17 protein-coding genes are annotated in these 17,791 nt (G+C 53.0%); 4 read left to right on the top strand and 13 right to left on the bottom strand.

Translation table 11 applies throughout. The annotated features are described in order from the left end of the window. Positions 1-9: 9 nt before the first annotated feature. From prfB to xerD, 4 genes are all read right to left on the bottom strand, one after another. Positions 10-1,108 (bottom strand): peptide chain release factor 2 gene (prfB, locus tag AC07UY_RS01790; protein ID WP_203360068.1). Its coding sequence is split into 2 segments (ribosomal slippage): positions 10-1,032 and positions 1,034-1,108, totalling 1,098 coding nucleotides; the frame shifts between segments, so codons are not numbered across the junction. A 90-nt stretch (positions 1,109-1,198) separates the two neighbouring features. Continuing rightward, the gene (gene recJ / locus AC07UY_RS01785) at positions 1,199-2,932 is read right to left on the bottom strand and encodes a single-stranded-DNA-specific exonuclease RecJ (RefSeq protein WP_494660723.1); all 1,734 of its coding nucleotides are present in this window, start codon (positions 2,930-2,932) and stop codon (positions 1,199-1,201) included. A gap of 5 nt (positions 2,933-2,937) precedes the next feature. Then, positions 2,938-3,651: a bifunctional protein-disulfide isomerase/oxidoreductase DsbC gene (gene dsbC, locus AC07UY_RS01780; protein WP_192613403.1), complete on the bottom strand. Its 714-nt coding sequence runs from the start codon at positions 3,649-3,651 to the stop codon at positions 2,938-2,940. Positions 3,652-3,674: 23 nt separating this feature from the next. Next, positions 3,675-4,571 carry a site-specific tyrosine recombinase XerD gene (gene xerD, locus AC07UY_RS01775; RefSeq protein ID WP_192613404.1) on the bottom strand — a complete coding sequence of 299 codons (897 nt, stop codon included), beginning with the start codon at positions 4,569-4,571 and terminating at the stop codon, positions 3,675-3,677. A gap of 112 nt (positions 4,572-4,683) precedes the next feature. Between xerD and fldB the strand changes: the two genes are divergently transcribed. Continuing rightward, positions 4,684-5,205 (top strand): flavodoxin FldB, encoded by a 522-nt coding sequence (fldB, locus tag AC07UY_RS01770; protein WP_192613405.1) that lies wholly within the window; start codon positions 4,684-4,686, stop codon positions 5,203-5,205. 67 nt (positions 5,206-5,272) lie between these two features. Here fldB and AC07UY_RS01765 read toward each other — a convergent pair whose 3' ends face one another. Together AC07UY_RS01765 and sdhE are read right to left on the bottom strand one after the other, a co-directional pair. Then, positions 5,273-5,686, bottom strand: a complete 414-nt coding sequence (locus tag AC07UY_RS01765; protein ID WP_203360065.1) for a protein YgfX — start codon at positions 5,684-5,686, stop codon at positions 5,273-5,275. Continuing rightward, entirely contained in the window at positions 5,667-5,933 is a 267-nt protein-coding gene (gene sdhE / locus AC07UY_RS01760; protein WP_162380161.1) for an FAD assembly factor SdhE, read from the bottom strand. Before sdhE ends, AC07UY_RS01765 begins: the two co-directional genes overlap by 20 nt. A gap of 256 nt (positions 5,934-6,189) precedes the next feature. Here sdhE and ygfZ point away from each other — a divergent pair, with 256 nt between their 5' ends. Further along, the gene (gene ygfZ, locus AC07UY_RS01755; protein ID WP_494660722.1) at positions 6,190-7,170 is read left to right on the top strand and encodes a tRNA-modifying protein YgfZ; all 981 of its coding nucleotides are present in this window, start codon (positions 6,190-6,192) and stop codon (positions 7,168-7,170) included. A 93-nt stretch (positions 7,171-7,263) separates the two neighbouring features. Here the strand turns inward: ygfZ and trhA are convergent, their stop codons facing one another. Then, complete coding sequence (gene trhA / locus AC07UY_RS01750) at positions 7,264-7,923, bottom strand: PAQR family membrane homeostasis protein TrhA (RefSeq protein WP_494660721.1); 660 nt, start codon at positions 7,921-7,923, stop codon at positions 7,264-7,266. Between the two features lie 162 nt (positions 7,924-8,085). Next, positions 8,086-8,397, bottom strand: a complete 312-nt coding sequence (gene yqfB / locus AC07UY_RS01745) for a N(4)-acetylcytidine aminohydrolase (protein ID WP_494660720.1) — start codon at positions 8,395-8,397, stop codon at positions 8,086-8,088. 52 nt (positions 8,398-8,449) lie between these two features. Between yqfB and AC07UY_RS01740 the strand changes: the two genes are divergently transcribed. Together AC07UY_RS01740 and bglA are read left to right on the top strand one after the other, a co-directional pair. After that, positions 8,450-9,178, top strand: coding sequence for a MurR/RpiR family transcriptional regulator (locus AC07UY_RS01740; RefSeq protein ID WP_203361212.1), 729 nt, complete (start codon positions 8,450-8,452; stop codon positions 9,176-9,178). 120 nt (positions 9,179-9,298) lie between these two features. Then, positions 9,299-10,732 (top strand): 6-phospho-beta-glucosidase BglA, encoded by a 1,434-nt coding sequence (gene bglA / locus AC07UY_RS01735; RefSeq protein WP_494660719.1) that lies wholly within the window; start codon positions 9,299-9,301, stop codon positions 10,730-10,732. 74 nt (positions 10,733-10,806) lie between these two features. On the opposite strand, the gene AC07UY_RS01730 is transcribed toward bglA, so the two are convergent. The 5 genes from AC07UY_RS01730 to ubiI all read right to left on the bottom strand — a co-directional run bounded on the left by AC07UY_RS01730 (position 10,807) and on the right by ubiI (position 17,773). Next, positions 10,807-11,550 carry an SDR family oxidoreductase gene (locus AC07UY_RS01730; RefSeq protein WP_203360062.1) on the bottom strand — a complete coding sequence of 248 codons (744 nt, stop codon included), beginning with the start codon at positions 11,548-11,550 and terminating at the stop codon, positions 10,807-10,809. Between the two features lie 60 nt (positions 11,551-11,610). Then, positions 11,611-14,484 (bottom strand): aminomethyl-transferring glycine dehydrogenase, encoded by a 2,874-nt coding sequence (gcvP, locus tag AC07UY_RS01725; RefSeq protein WP_494660718.1) that lies wholly within the window; start codon positions 14,482-14,484, stop codon positions 11,611-11,613. 127 nt (positions 14,485-14,611) lie between these two features. Continuing rightward, positions 14,612-15,001 carry a glycine cleavage system protein GcvH gene (gene gcvH, locus AC07UY_RS01720; RefSeq protein WP_162380169.1) on the bottom strand — a complete coding sequence of 130 codons (390 nt, stop codon included), beginning with the start codon at positions 14,999-15,001 and terminating at the stop codon, positions 14,612-14,614. A gap of 25 nt (positions 15,002-15,026) precedes the next feature. Then, positions 15,027-16,121, bottom strand: coding sequence for a glycine cleavage system aminomethyltransferase GcvT (gcvT, locus tag AC07UY_RS01715; protein ID WP_494700632.1), 1,095 nt, complete (start codon positions 16,119-16,121; stop codon positions 15,027-15,029). Positions 16,122-16,570: 449 nt separating this feature from the next. After that, entirely contained in the window at positions 16,571-17,773 is a 1,203-nt protein-coding gene (gene ubiI, locus AC07UY_RS01710) for an FAD-dependent 2-octaprenylphenol hydroxylase (RefSeq protein ID WP_203360060.1), read from the bottom strand. Positions 17,774-17,791: the final 18 nt, after the last annotated feature.

Raw genomic sequence — 17,791 nt, 5'->3', positions numbered from 1 at the left:
GTTGGTTCCTCATAACCCTGCTTTCAAACTTGCTTCGATAAATTGATCCAGGCTGCCATCCAGCACCGCCTGCGTGTTACGGGTTTCAACCCCGGTACGCAAGTCTTTAATGCGGGAGTCATCAAGGACATATGAACGAATCTGGCTACCCCAGCCGATGTCAGATTTATTGTCTTCCATCGCCTGTTTCTCGGCATTCTTCTTCTGCATTTCCAGTTCATAAAGCTTCGCTTTCATCTGCTTCATGGCCTGGTCTTTGTTTTTGTGCTGAGAACGGTCGTTCTGGCACTGGGTGACCGTCCCGGTCGGAATGTGGGTAATACGCACCGCGGATTCCGTACGGTTAACGTGCTGTCCGCCCGCGCCGGATGCGCGATAGACGTCGATACGCAGGTCAGCCGGGTTGATATCGATATCGATATCATCGTCCACTTCCGGGTAAACAAACGCAGAACTAAACGACGTATGGCGACGACCGCCGGAGTCGAATGGGCTCTTACGCACCAGACGGTGAACGCCTGTTTCGGTGCGCAGCCAGCCATACGCGTAATCGCCAGAGATCTTGATGGTCACGGATTTGATCCCTGCCACTTCGCCTTCCGACTCTTCGATAATTTCTGTTTTAAAGCCGCGCGCTTCTGCCCAGCGCAAATACATACGCTCCAGCATGCTTGCCCAGTCCTGCGCTTCAGTACCGCCGGAGCCCGCCTGAATGTCGAGGTAGCAATCCGCGCTGTCATACTCACCGGAGAACATACGACGGAATTCCAGCTGCGCCAGTTTGTCTTCCAGCGTATCAAGTTCAGCAACGGCTTCGTTAAAGGTTTCTTCGTCGTCGGCTTCTACAGCCAGTTCCAGCAAGCCGGAAACATCTTCCAGGCCCTGCAACATTTGATCGAGCGTATCGACAATGGCCTCAAGGGAAGAACGTTCTTTCCCCAGCGCCTGAGCGCGTTCAGGTTCGTTCCAGACGTCCGGCTGTTCCAGCTCGGCGTTTACTTCTTCCAGACGCTCTTTCTTGGCATCGTAGTCAAAGATACCCCCTAAGAACGTCGGAGCGTTCCGTGAGGTCCTGAATGCGGTTATTTACCGGATTAATTTCAAACATGGTCTGATTTCTTTTATTGGACGAGTCAAAATGCGGTTATAAGGGCGGAATAGTAGCGGATTTCGCCCTTTAATTACAGTGAAAGTGATGCTAAATCGGCCAGATGTTATCAATGATAATCTGTAAACTGCGATTGCCGCGAAACTCATTAATATCCAGCTTGTAGGCCAGTTCCACTTCGCGCACACCGTTGTCCGGCCAGCACGTCGTGTCGACGTTAAACGCGATACCGTCAAGCAATGGACCGCCGCCAACGGGTTCGACCATCACCTTCAGATGGCGCTCACCCACCAGCCGTTGCTGCAACAGACGAAAACGTCCGTCAAACAACGGTTCAGGGAACATTTGTCCCCACGGTCCGGCATCGCGCAACAGTTGCGCCACTTCCATCGTCATCTCATCCGCGCTTAGCGGACCGTCGGATACCACTTCTCCCTGCAAGAGCGCGGGATCAAGCCACTCAGTGACCAGCTCGCCAAAACGTTGCTGGAAGCGTTCAAACTGGGCTTCCTCAAGGGATAATCCTGCCGCCATCGCATGGCCGCCAAACTTCAGCATCATGCCCGGATAGAGCGTGTCTAAACGCTCCAGCGCATCACGCATATGCAGTCCCTGAATCGAACGACCGGACCCTTTTAGGGTGCCGTCGCCTGCAGGGGCAAAAGCAATCACCGGGCGGTGAAAACGCTCTTTAATGCGAGAAGCCAGAATCCCAACGACCCCCTGATGCCACTCGGGATGGTACATCGCCAGACCGCCGGGAAGCGTTTCGCCGCTGCGCTCCAGCTTTTCGCACAGCGTCAGCGCTTCAGCCTGCATGCCCTGCTCTATTTCTTTACGGGTCTGATTCAGCGCATCGAGTTCGTTGGCCAGTACGCGTGCTTCACCAATGTTGTCGCACAGCAGCAACGCCACGCCAACGGACATATCATCCAGTCGACCTGCCGCATTGAGTCGCGGTCCCAGAGCAAAGCCCAGGTCGCTGGCAGCCAGTTTTTGCGGATCGCGATTTGAGATCTCCAGCAGCGCTTTAATACCCGGACGGCACTTGCCCGCCCGAATACGGCTCAACCCCTGCCATGTCAGGATGCGGTTATTCACATCGAGCGGCACCACGTCCGCCACCGTCCCTAACGCGACCAGATCCAGCAGATCCGCCAGATTCGGCGGCGCAATGCCGCGCTCGTCAAACCACCCTTTATCACGCAGGAAAGTCCGCAGCGCCAGCATCAAATAAAATGCAACGCCGACGCCCGCCAGTGACTTTGACGGGAATGTACAGTCCCGCAAATTCGGGTTGATGATGGCCTCTGCGGCGGGCAGTGTGTCGCCCGGCAGGTGGTGATCGGTGACGACGACAGGGATACCCAGCGCTTTCGCATGTTCCACGCCCGCATGGGAGGAGATGCCGTTATCGACAGTTACGATCAGTTGCGCGCCACGGGCATGCGCCTGATCCACCACTTCTGGACTTAAACCATAACCATCTTCAAAGCGATTAGGCACCAGATAGCTGATGTTGTCACAGCCCAGCGCGCGCATTCCGAGCACGCTGAGCGCAGTACTGGTCGCTCCGTCCGCATCAAAGTCGCCCACAACGATAATGCGGGTCCCCTCACGAAATGCGTTATAGAGGATCTCAACGGCCTTTTCGACGCCACTCAGTTGCTGCCACGGCAGCATGCCTTTAACGCTACGCTCAAGATCCTGCGCGCAGCGCACTCCCCGGCTGGCGTACAAACGTCGCAGCAAAGGCGGCAAATCGTCTGGAAGGTCCGCCGTCTCATCGGCTTCACGCCGACGCAGTTGTATCTGTTGTTTCACGCGAATTATTTACCGCTGGTCTGTTTCTGGTGCTCGTCAAGAAACGCTTTCATCTCTTTCGGGCCCTGATATCCGGGAACGACATAGCCGTTGCTTAACACGATTGCCGGCGTACCGCTGACGCCAAACTGCACGCCCAGCGCATAGTGGTCAGCGATATTCACATCGCAACTGGCGGCGGCGACGCTCTTGCCAGCCATCGCATCGTCAAAGGCTTTATTTTTGTCTTTTGCGCACCAGATGGACTTCATATCTTGCTCGGCCTGGCTTGCCAGCCCCTGGCGCGGAAAAGCCAGATAACGCACGGTGATCCCCAGCGCGTTATAGTCTTTCATCTCTTCATGCAGCTTGTGACAGTAGCCGCAGGTGATGTCGGTGAAAACGGTAATGACGTGTTTTTCCTGCGCCGCTTTATAGACGATCATCTCTTTTTCCAGCGCGTTCAGGTGATTCATCAGCAATTTATTGGTGACGTTGACCGGATGAGCGCCGCTGACGTCATACATTGGCCCCTGGATGATGTGTTTACCGTCTTCGGTAACGTACAGCACGCCGCTATTGGTCATCACCGTTTTCATTCCGGCAACCGGCGCCGACTGAATCTCCGTGCTCTGTACACCCAGTTTGGCCAGCGACTGGCGAATCGCTGCGTCGTCGGCGTGGGCCATACCCGTAAACGCTGTCGCCAGCAGGGTGAACATCACAATACTTTTTTTCATAACCTATCCTTTACTGTCAGCATTCACGCCCTTGGGTGATGCTGTTGATGAAGTTGACGCAAGCGCTCGGTCGCGACATGAGTATAGATTTGCGTCGTCGAGAGATCGCTATGCCCGAGCAACATCTGCACAACGCGTAAGTCCGCGCCATGATTGAGCAAATGCGTGGCAAAGGCGTGACGCAAAACGTGTGGCGACAATTTCTCGCTGTCGATCCCCGCCAGCACGGCATAGTGTTTAATTCGGTGCCAGAACGTCTGGCGCGTCATCTGCTGCGCACGCTGACTGGGAAACAACACATCAATCGACACACCGTTCAACAACCAGGGGCGGCCGTGTTCGAGATACGTTTCCAGCCAGTACACCGCCTCTTCGCCCAGTGGAACCAGCCGCTCTTTGTTTCCCTTACCGATGACCCGCACAACCCCCTGGCGCAGGCTGATGTCGCTCATCGTTAGCCCCACCAGTTCAGAGACACGGAGTCCCGTTGCGTAAAGCACTTCCAGCATGGCTTTGTCGCGTAGCTCCAGCGGTTGTTCAATCAGCGGCGCTTGCAGCAAACGCTCTACCTGCGCTTCACTGAGATCTTTTGGCAAACGCTGCGGAAGTTTAGGTGACGCCAGTTGCGCGCTCGGATCGTCTTCACGAAACTTTTCACGATAAAGATGTTGGAAAAAACGTCGCATGGCGCTTAACAAACGTGCAGAACTGGTGGCTTTATAGCCGCCATCCATCCGTTCCGCCAGTAAGGCTTGCAGATCGTCGCTTTGCACCGTCGCCAGCGATACCCCACGATGATGCAACCATTCGACCACCATCGACAGGTCGCGACGATACGCGCTTAACGTATTTTCCGCCAGATTTCGCTCCAGCCACAGGGCATCAAGAAACTGCTCGATGCGTGCCAGATCCTGTTCCACTTTCGCCCCTTATTCCACTCTCATTTTTGATGCATTATGCCTCATTGTGCCGTGAATGCAGCGATTCTGGTACACTACCCGCAACGCTACAGCAGAATCGAGATGTTACGTAATGAACATGGGTCTTTTTTACGGTTCCAGCACGTGTTACACCGAAATGGCGGCAGAAAAAATCCGCGATATTCTGGGTCCAGAGCTGGTGACATTGCACAACCTCAAGGATGACGCCCCCACCTTAATGGAGCAGTACGATGTGCTCATTTTAGGTATCCCTACCTGGGATTTCGGTGAAATTCAGGAGGACTGGGAAGCCGTCTGGGAACAGCTGGACTCTCTCAATCTGGAAGGCAAAATCGTCGCGCTTTACGGTATGGGCGACCAGTTGGGATACGGTGAATGGTTCCTGGATGCGCTTGGCATGCTGCATGACAAACTCGCCACCAAAGGGGTGAAATTTGTCGGCTACTGGCCAACGGAAGGATATGAGTTCACCAGCCCTAAACCGGTGATTGCCGATGGGCAACTGTTTGTCGGCTTGGCGCTGGATGAAACCAATCAGTACGATCTTAGCGACGAGCGCATTCAGGTCTGGTGCGAGCAAATTCTCAGTGAGATGGCTGAACACTATTCCTGAAACCATCGCCATGAAAAGATCGCTTTCTGACGCTTCTCACTGACGAATCAGGCATTCCGCCCGTTCGTCAGTGCTTCTCTTGTTCCGTTTGCTGCAACATTACCCGACGCAACTCACGCCATTCTTTTTCGTCCATGCTGTCCGCCGCCAGCCATAAATGCTGACGTCGACCGCTATCCGAGCGCAAACGCAACATCATGCCCGTTTTGAGCATCCAGGGTGCTCTCTGAATCACCCACTCCAGCCCCTGCCAGCGCAAACGCCCATCCATCAGTAATTTAATCTCACCCTGACGAGTATTGATACGCCGCTGGCTGCGTACGCAATCGAACACCACCAGTGAGAGCAATATCAGCCACAGAGGGGTATAGCTCAATGGCCAGGGCATCAACAAAATCAATGCGGCGACCAACCCATGAAGAAGCAGGGACAACCACTGTGCGCGCCATGAGACGCGTAAATCAGATTGCCACAGGACCACGTTCCCGATTCCGTGTCTGGATGAGTCTCACCATCTGCTCCAGTTCTGCATCTGCCGGTTTACCATGATTCATTAACCAGTTGAATAAATCCGGATCATCGCATTCCAGCAAACGAATAAAAATGCGTTTTTCATCATCACTGAGGCTATCGTACTCATGTTCGAAAAACGGCATGATGGAAATGTCGAGCTCACGCATACCACGACGGCATGCCCAGTGAATACGTGCTTTGTTGTTAATATCCATGTTCTTCTTCCTGTCTCGCGAAAATGAAGTACCCGGCTATTGTAACGTGTTTTTCATGTTATTTTGCGGGAATCTCCATCATCGGAAGCACGATCGCTAAATATAAAGACATTGAGTCAAATGCTTCATCCATTTTGCATGGCGCTTCGCAAAGCAGACGAAAGGGCACAAATGGAATGTCTAAAGCGCTTGCAATGGGCAATAGCTCTTTTACCATTAGTCATTATTACGGCGTTAAGCAAATCAGGACATTATTATGGCTTTTACACCTTTTCCTCCTCGTCAGCCTTCAGCGTCGGCGCGTTTGCCTCTGACGTTGATCACATTAGATGACTGGGCGCTGGCCACCATTACCGGTGCAGACTGCGAAAAATATATCCAGGGGCAGGTCACTGCCGACGTAAGTCAACTGACAGAGCATCACCATGTCCTGGCCGCCCATTGCGACGCCAAAGGAAAGATGTGGAGCAATCTTCGTTTGTTCCGTGATGGCGACGGATTTGCCTGGATTGAGCGCCGCAGTCTGCGCGATGCCCAACTGACTGAACTGAAAAAGTACGCCGTGTTCTCTAAAGTCGTCATAGCGCCTGATGATGAACGCGTTCTGCTTGGCGTCGCTGGTTTTCAGGCACGCGCAGCGCTGGCACCTCTCTTTAGTGAACTGCCGGACGCCGAAAACCAAGTGGTGACGAAAGGGGCTTCTACTTTGCTGTGGTTTGAACATCCGTCAGAGCGCTTCCTGCTGGTAACCGATGTCGCCACGGCAGAAACGCTGACCGAAAAATTACGTGGCGAAGCCGCTCTCAACAACAGCCAGCAGTGGCTTGCGCTGGATATTGAAGCTGGTATCCCGGTCATTGACACGGTAAATAGCGGACAGTTTATTCCCCAGGCAACCAACCTTCAGGCGCTGGGGGGAATTAGCTTTAAGAAAGGCTGCTATACCGGTCAGGAGATGGTTGCTCGTGCGAAATTCCGCGGCGCGAACAAACGCGCGCTGTGGTCTCTGGTGGGTGTTGCCAGTCGGGTGCCGGAAGCGGGAGAAGATCTTGAACTGCAGATGGGTGAAAACTGGCGTCGTACCGGTACGGTTCTCGCCGCAGTACAGCTAGACGATGGCCGGTTGCGGGTACAGGTTGTGATGAATAACGACATGGAAGCCGACAGCGTATTTCGCGTCCGCGACGATGCCAACACATTGCACATCGAACCGCTACCGTATTCGCTGGAAGAGTAAGACATTAATGCCGGATAGCGGCTTACGCCTTATCCGGACTACGATGAAATTTTGTAGGCCGGATAAGCGCAAGCGTTATCCGGCAACAACGGCTCATGCCTGTCCGACATACAGATAAATCGCCAGGAAATGGCAGACGCTGCCTCCCAGCACAAAACCGTGCCAGATTGCATGGTTATAGGGAATACGTTTGCAGACGTAGAAAATCACACCCAGTGAGTAAATCACGCCGCCGACCGCCAGCAACGTCACACCACCCGCCGCCAGTTTGACCGCAAGCTGATACACCACAATCAGCGACAGCCACCCCATCGTCAGATACGTCACCAATGAGAGCACTTTAAACCGATGCGCGATGGTCAACTTGAACAGAATGCCAAGCAGCGCCAGGCTCCAGATTACGATCATCAGTCCGCGCGCCAGCGGTGAATCCAACCCTACCAGCAAAAACGGTGTGTAAGTGCCCGCAATCAACAGGTAAATCGCGCAATGGTCGAATTTTTTCAACCACACTTTCGCTCGTTGATGGGGGATTGCGTGATACAACGTAGAGGCGAGAAACAGCAGAATCATGCTGCCGCCGTACAGGCTATAGCTGGTAATCGCCGTGACACTGGCATGGCTGTCTGCAGCCTGTACCAGCAGCAGAACCAGACCCACAATGCCAAATACCAACCCAATACCGTGGCTGACGCTGTTGGCAATTTCTTCTGCCAGAGAATATCCCTGTTTTATTAAAGGTTTTTCAACCATGAGCTACTCCGGAGAAACGTTCACGTTCGTGATTGCCACACTAGCGTAGCTGAGAATGGTTCCAGTGAACACCTGTTAGCTCAAATAAATTTCCAATTTAAAATAATCGTTATAAATCATACAATTAAATTAATATTTTCAACTAACAGTTGTTCTTGATAATCAAAGGCATTTAAAATCAATCACATAAAATTGTGACTGCCCCGGGTATATTTCCGTAATCACCTGCTTCAACTCATCAAGAGACATGTTTTCTTGTTGCGCATGTTTTTCACTGAGCGTGTCCAGAGTCACAGTAGAGGTTCCTGTGACTTTTATCGTGCAGAAATAGCCGTCATCTTCAAAGCGTCCCACTCGCAGAACATCCCCCACGTTAAAATGAGACTCTGAGGCGTCCCGCAGGGTAATGGTTTTCCGCCCTGCCAAAATGTCATCCTGAAAGCGCTGAAAAAAAGTAATGTCGTTTGGCTGCATGTTATTATTTCCTGAAGATGAAGTCTGATGAGTGAGTATTGCCATTGTGAGTATGTTCTCCCACGCTGCCATCGCCAGTCTCAACAATCTTGAGATGTTGGTCTACAACTATGTCATCAAAAACCGCGATAACGTCGTCTACATGACCATTCGCGAACTGGCTGATGCTGCAGGGGTTTCGACCACCACGGTGCTGCGCTTTTGCCGTAAACTGAACTGTGATGGCTACTCTGAGTTTCGCGTGCGGTTTAAATTATATTTAGAGCAGAATGAACCGCAACAGGCTAATTTCGGTGCCAGCGAAATTATCAGCTTTTTTAAAAGTGTGAATAACGACGAATTTGATAAATTACTCGATCACGCGGTTGAGATTATTTTATCTTCCGAGCGAATTATATTCGTCGGCGCCGGAACCTCCGGGGCCTTAGCTAAATATGGCGCGCGCTTTTTCTCAAACGTCGGGAAATTCAGTAACCATATTGATGACCCTTATTTCCCTGTCACCAATGATATGGCCAGAAACGCCCTTGCGATCGTGCTTTCGGTTTCCGGAGAAACCGCAGAGATCCTGCGTTTTGCCAGCCAGTTCAGCCTGCATAACTGCAAAGTGTTGTCCGTTACCAGCCATGAACACTCCGCACTGGCAAAACTGGCCGACTTTAATCTCTCCTGGCATGTGCCGCAAACGCGTGTTGCCGGTGTTTATGATATTACGACGCAGATCCCTGTTATTTATATTCTCGAGACGTTAGGTCGTAAACTGGCGAAAAAATTAGCGTAAAAAACAATTTGTTTTTTCGATGTAACAAGTCACATCACGGCTATTTTGTTATATCGTGACATTTCATTTCCCTTTGTTAGACTCAAAATCAGAAGATCATTAATTTGAGATTGAGCCCAGATGAAAAAACTCACCTTACCGAAAGATTTCTTATGGGGCGGCGCAGTCGCTGCCCACCAGGTTGAAGGCGGCTGGAACAAAGGCGGCAAAGGACCGAGCATTTGTGACGTACTGACCGGCGGCGCACACGGCGTTCCACGTGAAATCACCCAGCAAGTGGTGCCGGGAAAATACTATCCCAACCACGAAGCGGTCGATTTCTATGGGCACTACAAAGAAGATATTAAGCTCTTCGCTGAAATGGGCTTTAAATGCTTCCGAACCTCGATCGCCTGGACCCGTATCTTTCCACAAGGTGACGAAACCCAGCCGAATGAAGAAGGGCTGAAGTTCTACGACGATATGTTCGATGAATTACTCAAATACAATATCGAACCCGTTATCACCCTCTCCCACTTCGAAATGCCGTTGCATCTGGTACAGCAGTACGGGGGCTGGACTCACCGTAAGGTGGTGGATTTCTTTGTGCGTTTCGCTGAAGTGGTGTTTGAACGCTACCAGCACAAAGTCAAATACTGGATGACCTTCAACGAGATAAACAATCAGCGGAACTGGCGCGCGCCGCTGTTTGGCTACTGCTGTTCCGGCGTGGTCTACACCGAGCATGAAAACCCGGAAGAGACCCTGTATCAGGTACTGCACCACCAGTTTGTCGCCAGCGCCCTGGCAGTGAAAGCGGCACGCCGTATTAATCCTGAAATGAAAGTCGGCTGCATGCTGGCGATGGTGCCGCTTTATCCCTTCTCCTGCAAACCCGAAGATGTCATGTTCACCCAGGAATCCATGCGTGAGCGCTATGTCTTTACCGACGTTCAGCTTCGCGGTTACTACCCCTCTTATGTGTTAAACGAATGGGAACGCCGTGGTTTTAACATCAAAATGGAAGAGGGAGATGACGCGGTTCTGCGTGAAGGTACCTGTGATTATCTTGGTTTCAGCTATTACATGACCAACGCCGTGAAGGCCGAAGGCGGCGGTGGCGATGCGATTTCCGGCTTCGAAGGCAGTGTCCCAAATCCACACGTGAAAGCCTCAGACTGGGGATGGCAAATTGACCCGACGGGTCTGCGTTACGCGCTTTGCGAACTGTATGAACGCTATCAGAAACCATTGTTTATCGTGGAAAACGGGTTTGGTGCCTACGACAAAGTGGAACAAGACGGCAGCATCAACGATGACTACCGTATTGACTATCTGCGTGCCCACGTCGAAGAGATGATGAAAGCTGTAACGCATGATGGCGTGGATCTGATGGGCTACACACCGTGGGGCTGCATCGACTGCGTATCTTTCACCACCGGACAGTACAGCAAGCGCTACGGTTTTATCTATGTGAACAAGCATGACGATGGCACTGGCGATATGTCACGCTCACGTAAGAAGAGCTTCAACTGGTATAAAGAGGTGATTGCCAGCAACGGCGAGACGCGCTAATTTTTTTGCCGCCTTATCCAGCCTACACATCCAGTTGTAGGTCGGGTAAGGCGTAGCCACCACCCGACAAAAAACTATTTTCCACCCGCCAGCTCAAGAAAACTGCCCGTCACATACGACGCTTTCTCACTCAAAAGCCAGACAATCGCCTGAGCAACCTCTTTCGGTTGCCCGCCACGCTGCATGGGTAACGTAGACTTAACGCGATCAACCCTGCCTGGCTCACCGCCGGAAGCATGCATGTCGGTATAGATAAGGCCTGGGCGCACGCAGTTCACGCGGATTCCCTGCGCCGCCACCTCCAGCGCCAGCCCGGTAGTGAGCGTATCTACCGCCCCTTTCGACGCCGCGTAATCGACATACTCGAAAGGTGCGCCAAGCCTTGCTGCCGCCGAAGAGACATTCACAATCGCCCCGCCCTTGCCGCCATGTTTAAGCGACATCCGCTTCACGGCCTCCCGGCAACAGAGGAAATAACCGGTCACGTTAGTGGCCAGCACGCGATTAATCCGTTCGGCGGTCAGGTTTTCTACCGTGCTTTGTTCAAATAAAATCCCGGCGTTATTCACCAGCGCAGTCAACGGTTCGCCGGTACGATCGAGAGATTCAAACATCGCCATCACCTGGCTTTCATCGCTAATGTCAGCACGCAGGGCGAATGCCTTACCGCCCGCAGCGACAATCGTGTTGACCACTTCCGTTGCCGCGCGAATATTGTGATGAAAGTTGACTGCGACGGTGTACCCCTCTGTCGCCAGTTGCAATGCGGTTGCTCGCCCGATCCCGCGACTGCCTCCCGTTACAAGTGCGATTGCCATCCCCTTCCCCCCAAAAATAAAGGCGCCGAAGCGCCTTTAAAAGATAGTTGAAGCGAAAAATTACTGATATTCGCTCATCGGTACGCAAGAGCAGAACAGATTACGGTCGCCGTAAACATCGTCGAGACGTTTTACTGTCGGCCAGTATTTGTTCTCTACGCCTGCAGGGAACACAGCGATTTCACGGGTGTACCCATGATTCCACTCCGCCACCAGCTCATTCTGAGTGTGCGGCGCGTTAACCAGAGGGTTATCTTCCAGTGCCCACTCGCCCGCTTTCACGCGATCAATTTCAGCACGAATCGCCAGCATCGCATTGATAAAGCGATCCAGTTCAACCTTGCTTTCGGATTCCGTCGGTTCCACCATCAGCGTACCCGCAACCGGGAAGGACATGGTCGGCGCATGGAAACCGTAGTCGATCAGGCGTTTGGCGATATCCAGTTCACTGATGCCCGTCTCTTCTTTCAGCGGGCGAATATCGAGAATGCATTCGTGCGCCACGCGGCCATCACGGCCCGTGTACAGCACCGGATAAGCATCCTTCAGACGGCTGGCAATGTAGTTAGCATTGAGAATAGCCACCTGGCTTGCTTTTTTCAGGCCTTCTGCGCCCATCATGCGGATGTACATCCAGCTAATAGGCAGAATAGATGCGCTACCGAACGGAGCTGCAGAAACCGCGCCCTGACGGGTCAGCATGCCTTCGATTTGCACCACGCTATGACCTGGCACAAACGGCGCCAGATGCGATTTCACCCCGATAGGACCCATACCAGGGCCGCCACCGCCGTGCGGAATGCAGAAGGTTTTATGCAGGTTGAGGTGCGATACATCTGCGCCGATAAAGCCAGGCGTGGTGATACCGACCTGTGCGTTCATGTTTGCGCCATCAAGGTAAACCTGGCCGCCAAACTGATGAACGATTTCGCACACTTCACGGATCGTCTCTTCATACACGCCGTGGGTGGACGGGTACGTCACCATGATGCAGGAGAGGCTGTCGCCGTGCTGTTCCGCTTTCTCACGCAGATCCGCCAGATCGATGTTGCCCTGTTTGTCACACGCGACAACGACGACCTGCATCCCCGCCATTTGCGCGGACGCCGGGTTAGTACCGTGGGCAGACGCCGGGATCAGGCAGATATCACGATGCCCTTCGTTGCGGCTCTCGTGGTAATGACGAATCGCCAGCAGACCCGCATATTCGCCCTGCGCACCTGAGTTTGGCTGCATGCACACGGCGTCGTAACCGGTCAGTTTAACCAGCCACTCAGAAAGCTGGCTGATCATCTGATGATACCCTTCCGCCTGATCCGCCGGGCAGAAAGGATGCAGTTCAGCAAATTCCGGCCAGGTAATAGGGATCATCTCGGCAGCCGCGTTCAGCTTCATGGTGCAGGAGCCCAGCGGGATCATCGCCTGATTCAGCGCCAGATCTTTGCGTTCCAGAGAGTGCATGTAACGCATCATCTCGGTTTCGCTGTGATAGCGGTTAAACACCGGATGGGTCAGGATATCATCTTCACGCAACATGCTGTCCTGAATAGAACGGCTGTCATACGCGACGTCTTTGTCCAGCGTGTCGATATTCAGGCCATGATGATCGCCAAGCAGTACGGAGAACAACGCCAGCACGTTTTCACGGGTGGTCGTTTCATCCAGCGTGATGCCTACTGCATTATGGATATCGCTACGCAGGTTGATTTCTGCCGCTTCCGCGCGCGCCAGCACCGCAGCTTTATCAGCCACTTCAACGCACAGCGTGTCAAAGTAGTGCGCATGACGCAGCTTCATCCCTTTCTGTTGCAGGCCAGTTGCCAGAATATCGGTCAGGCGATGAATGCGATTTGCAATGCGTTTCAGCCCTACCGGACCATGATAAACCGCATACAGACTGGCGATGTTGGCCAGCAGCACCTGAGAGGTACAGATATTGGAGTTCGCTTTCTCGCGACGAATATGCTGCTCGCGAGTCTGCATCGCCATACGCAGAGCGGTATTGCCCGCCGCATCTTTTGATACGCCGATAATACGGCCTGGCATAGAGCGTTTGAATTCATCTTTCGCGGCAAAGAATGCCGCATGCGGGCCGCCGTAGCCCATCGGCACACCAAAGCGTTGTGCAGAACCGAAAACGATATCTGCGCCTTGTTTGCCTGGCGCGGTCAGCAGAACCAGCGCCATAAAATCGGCGGCGACGCTGACCACAATTTTGCGCGACTTCAGCTCAGTAATCAGCGCGCTGTAGTCGTGTACTTCCCCGGTCGTGCCCACCTGCTGTAACAGCACGCCAAACACATCCTGGTGATCAACCACTTTTGCGGCATCATCAACGATCACATCAAAACCGAAGGTTTCCGCACGGGTGCGAACTACGTCCAGCGTTTGAGGATGTACGTCGGAGGCGACAAAGAAACGGTTAGCGTTTTTCAGCTTGCTCACGCGTTTCGCCATTGCCATCGCTTCAGCCGCCGCAGTCGCTTCGTCAAGCAGAGACGCAGAGGCCATATCCAGGCCGGTCAGATCCAGCGTCACCTGCTGGAAGTTCAGCAGTGATTCCAGACGCCCCTGAGAGACTTCCGGCTGGTATGGCGTATACGCGGTGTACCAACCTGGATTTTCTAACATATTGCGCAGGATAACCGGCGGCAATTGCACGGCGGTGTAGCCCATGCCGATGTAAGACGTGAAGCGCTTATTGCGGCTGGCGATAGCTTTGAGTTCTGCCAGCGCAGCATATTCGGTCGCAGCTTCACCCACCTGCGGCGGGGTCGCAAGCTGAATATCTTTCGGCACAATCTGGCCGATCAGCGCGTTTAACGACTCGGCGCCAACGGCATTCAGCATTTCTTGCTGTTGCTCAGCGTCCGGTCCGATGTGGCGTTCAATGAAAGCGCCGCTGTTTTCAAGCTGGCTTAACGTCTGTGTCATGGGCGATGGTTCCTGAAACGTGCAGTGAATCGTGATTGTCTCTAACTCAATTGCCCGGTGACGCTAACGCTTACCGGGCCTACGGTGACCTGTAGGCCGGATAAACGCAGTGCCATCCGGCACAACATTACTCGTCTTCTAACAGGGCTTCGTATGCAGTGGCATCCAGCAGCGCGTCGATTTCGCTCGCGTCGTTGGCTTTGATTTTGAAAATCCAGCCACCCGCATACGGTTCGCTGTTGATAAGCTCCGGAGAGTCGCTGAGCGCGTCGTTAACGGCCACGATCTCGCCCCCCACAGGCGCATAAATATCAGAGGCCGCTTTGACGGACTCAGCGACCGCGCAATCATCGCCTGCGCTAACGGTGCTGCCGACGTCTGGCAGATCGACAAACACCATGTCGCCCAACAGTTCCTGAGCGTGCTCGGTAATGCCCACGGTGTAAGTACCGTCCGCTTCTTTACGCAGCCATTCGTGTTCTTTGCTGTATTTCAGTTCTGCAGGTACGTTGCTCATCAATCAATCTCCAAAAAAGGATGAATCACGCGACGGCTTTGCCGTTACGCACAAAAACAGGTTTCGTTACTTTTACCGGCATCTCGCGGTTACGGATTTGCACAATCGCCGTTTCACCAATGCCTGCTGGCACACGCGCCAGCGCAATGCTGTAGCCCAGCGTCGGAGAGAACGTGCCGCTGGTGATAATGCCTTCCTGCGTGTTGCCCTGCGCATCGATAAAACGAACCGGCAACTCATTACGCAACACGCCTTTTTCCGTCATGATCAGACCGACCAACTGCTCGTGCCCTTTTTCACGCTGCGTTTCCAGCGCGTCGCGACCGATGAAATCACGGTCAGTCGGTTCCCAGGCAATGGTCCAGCCCATGTTGGCGGCTAATGGAGAAATGCTTTCGTCCATCTCCTGGCTGTACAGGTTCATGCCAGCTTCCAGACGCAACGTATCACGCGCACCCAGACCACACGGTTTCACGCCAGCTTCCACCAGCGCACGCCAGAAATCTGCCGCCTTTTCATTTGGCATGGCGATTTCATAGCCCGCTTCACCGGTATAACCGGTTGTCGCAATGAAGAGATCGCCCGCCTGGACACCAAAGAACGGTTTCATCCCGTCGACTGCGCGACGCTGTTCTTCGGTAAACAACGCGGCGGCTTTAGCCTGCCCGTTTGGTCCCTGTACGGCGATCAACGACAGATCGTCACGGACGGTAATGTCGATGGCATAAGGTTCAGCGTGTTGGGAAATCCAGGAGAGGTCTTTTTCGCGGGTGGCGGAGTTAACAACGAGGCGGAAGAAATCTTCAGTGAAGTAGTAGACGATAAGGTCATCTATCACGCCGCCCGAGGCATTAAGCATACCGGAGTAGAGGGCTTTCCCGCTCTTCGTTAGCTTTGCCACGTCATTTGCCAGCAGATAACGCAAAAACTCCCGGGTGCGGCTGCCTCGCAGATCGACAATCGTCATATGCGAAACATCAAACATACCGGCATCGGTGCGCACAGCATGATGCTCATCGAGCTGGGAACCGTAATGCAGCGGCATCATCCAGCCATGAAAATCGACCATTCGTGCGCCACATAACGTGTGTTGTTCGTACAAAGGAGTCTGTTGAGCCATCTTTTCCTCGTTGAATAAGCAGGGCTTGCAACCATTTCGTGATGAAATTTACGCCACGAAACCCGTCATCGAAGCCACGTCATGGCCTCAACGCAAACGTTCTCTTTTCCATTGAACTTACCACCGAAACTGACGCTTAACCATAAGGTAAAATTAACTATCACATTAGCTTATGCCAAAAAATGGCAAAGCAGACCACAGAACAAAAAACCAAAAATATAATTAACACGCCTATAACACACAAATCACAGGCGAAAAAAACCGACTGAATCGATATTAAATTCTAAAAAAATGTCAAAAATCGAGACTAGAGAAAATAGTGATATAAAAAAATCTAATGCGAAAAACAGCGTGGAATTAGATTATTTCAAATGAGGTAAGTCCCCCGGCGCGAAGGCCGGGAGAAGAAAGTGTGACGGGTCTCAAACTCTTAGAAGCGGGGGGATTTGTTAACGAAGCCACTCAGGTAAATCATTCAACCCCATTGCCTGACGGATAAGTTGCGGTTTTACACCAGGGAGGGTATCGGCCAGTTTCAGACCAATATCGCGCAGCAATTTCTTCGCCGGATTCTCCCCAGCAAACAGCTCGCGAAAACCTTGCATACCTGCCAGCATCATGGCGGCACTGTGCTTACGGCTGCGCTCGTAACGACGCAAATACAGATACTGACCGATATCTTTGCCCTGACGCTGCAAACGCTTCAGTTCATCGATAAGTTCCGCAGCATCCATAAAGCCGAGGTTAACCCCCTGCCCCGCCAGCGGATGGATGGTATGGGCGGCATCGCCGACCAGTGCCAGACGATGGGCGGCAAACTGGCGCGCATAGCGCCCCGTCAGCGGGAATACCTGGCGTTCGCTTTCCACGCGACACAACCCCAACCGGTTATCAAACGCAATATTCAATGCCCGGTTGAATTCCTCTTCGCTCGCATGTTGCATCCGCTCAGCCTCTTGTGGCGAAAGCGACCAGACAATAGAGCAGAGATGCGGGTCGACGAGGGGCAAAAACGCGAGAATACCTTCGCCATGAAACGCCTGGCGTGCAACGGCATCATGCGCCTCTTCGGTACGAATGGTTGCGACCAGCGCATGATGGCGATAGTCCCAGAAGGTCAGCGGAATATCTGCTTTGCTGCGCAGCCAGGAGTTCGCGCCGTCCGCTCCAACCACCAGGCGAGCGGTTAACATCGTGCCGTCTTTCAGGGTCAGAAACGTTTCATTTTCCCCCCAGGCCACCTGCTGCAGTTCTGCGGGGGCCATCAGAGTAACATCCGAGGATTGCTGCGCTTTTTGCCACAGAGCATAGTGGATCACCGTATTTTCAACGATATGCCCAAGATGGCTGTAGCCCATACTTTTATCATCGAACGCAATGCGTCCAAAGCTGTCTTTGTCCCAGACTTCCATGCCGTGATAGCAGCTGGCCCGACGGGCAACAATATCTGACCACACGCCGAGACGCGTGAGCAATTTTTCGCTGGCAGCATTAATGGCCGACACGCGAAGCGCCGGTGGAGCATCATTTTCCAGTGGCTGAGGGACATGCTGTTCCAGCACGGCGACCCGTAAACCGCTACCCTGTAAGCCGCAGGCGACGGCCAGACCTACCATGCCTCCACCCACAATAGCTACATCAACACTTTGCACTGTTTGCTCCTCGAAACC

It is taken from the genome of Citrobacter sp. GW821-FHT02E08, from assembly GCF_059421685.1.
The sequence above is the reverse complement of the archived record's forward strand: the minus strand, read 5'-3'. Positions and strand labels throughout refer to the sequence as shown.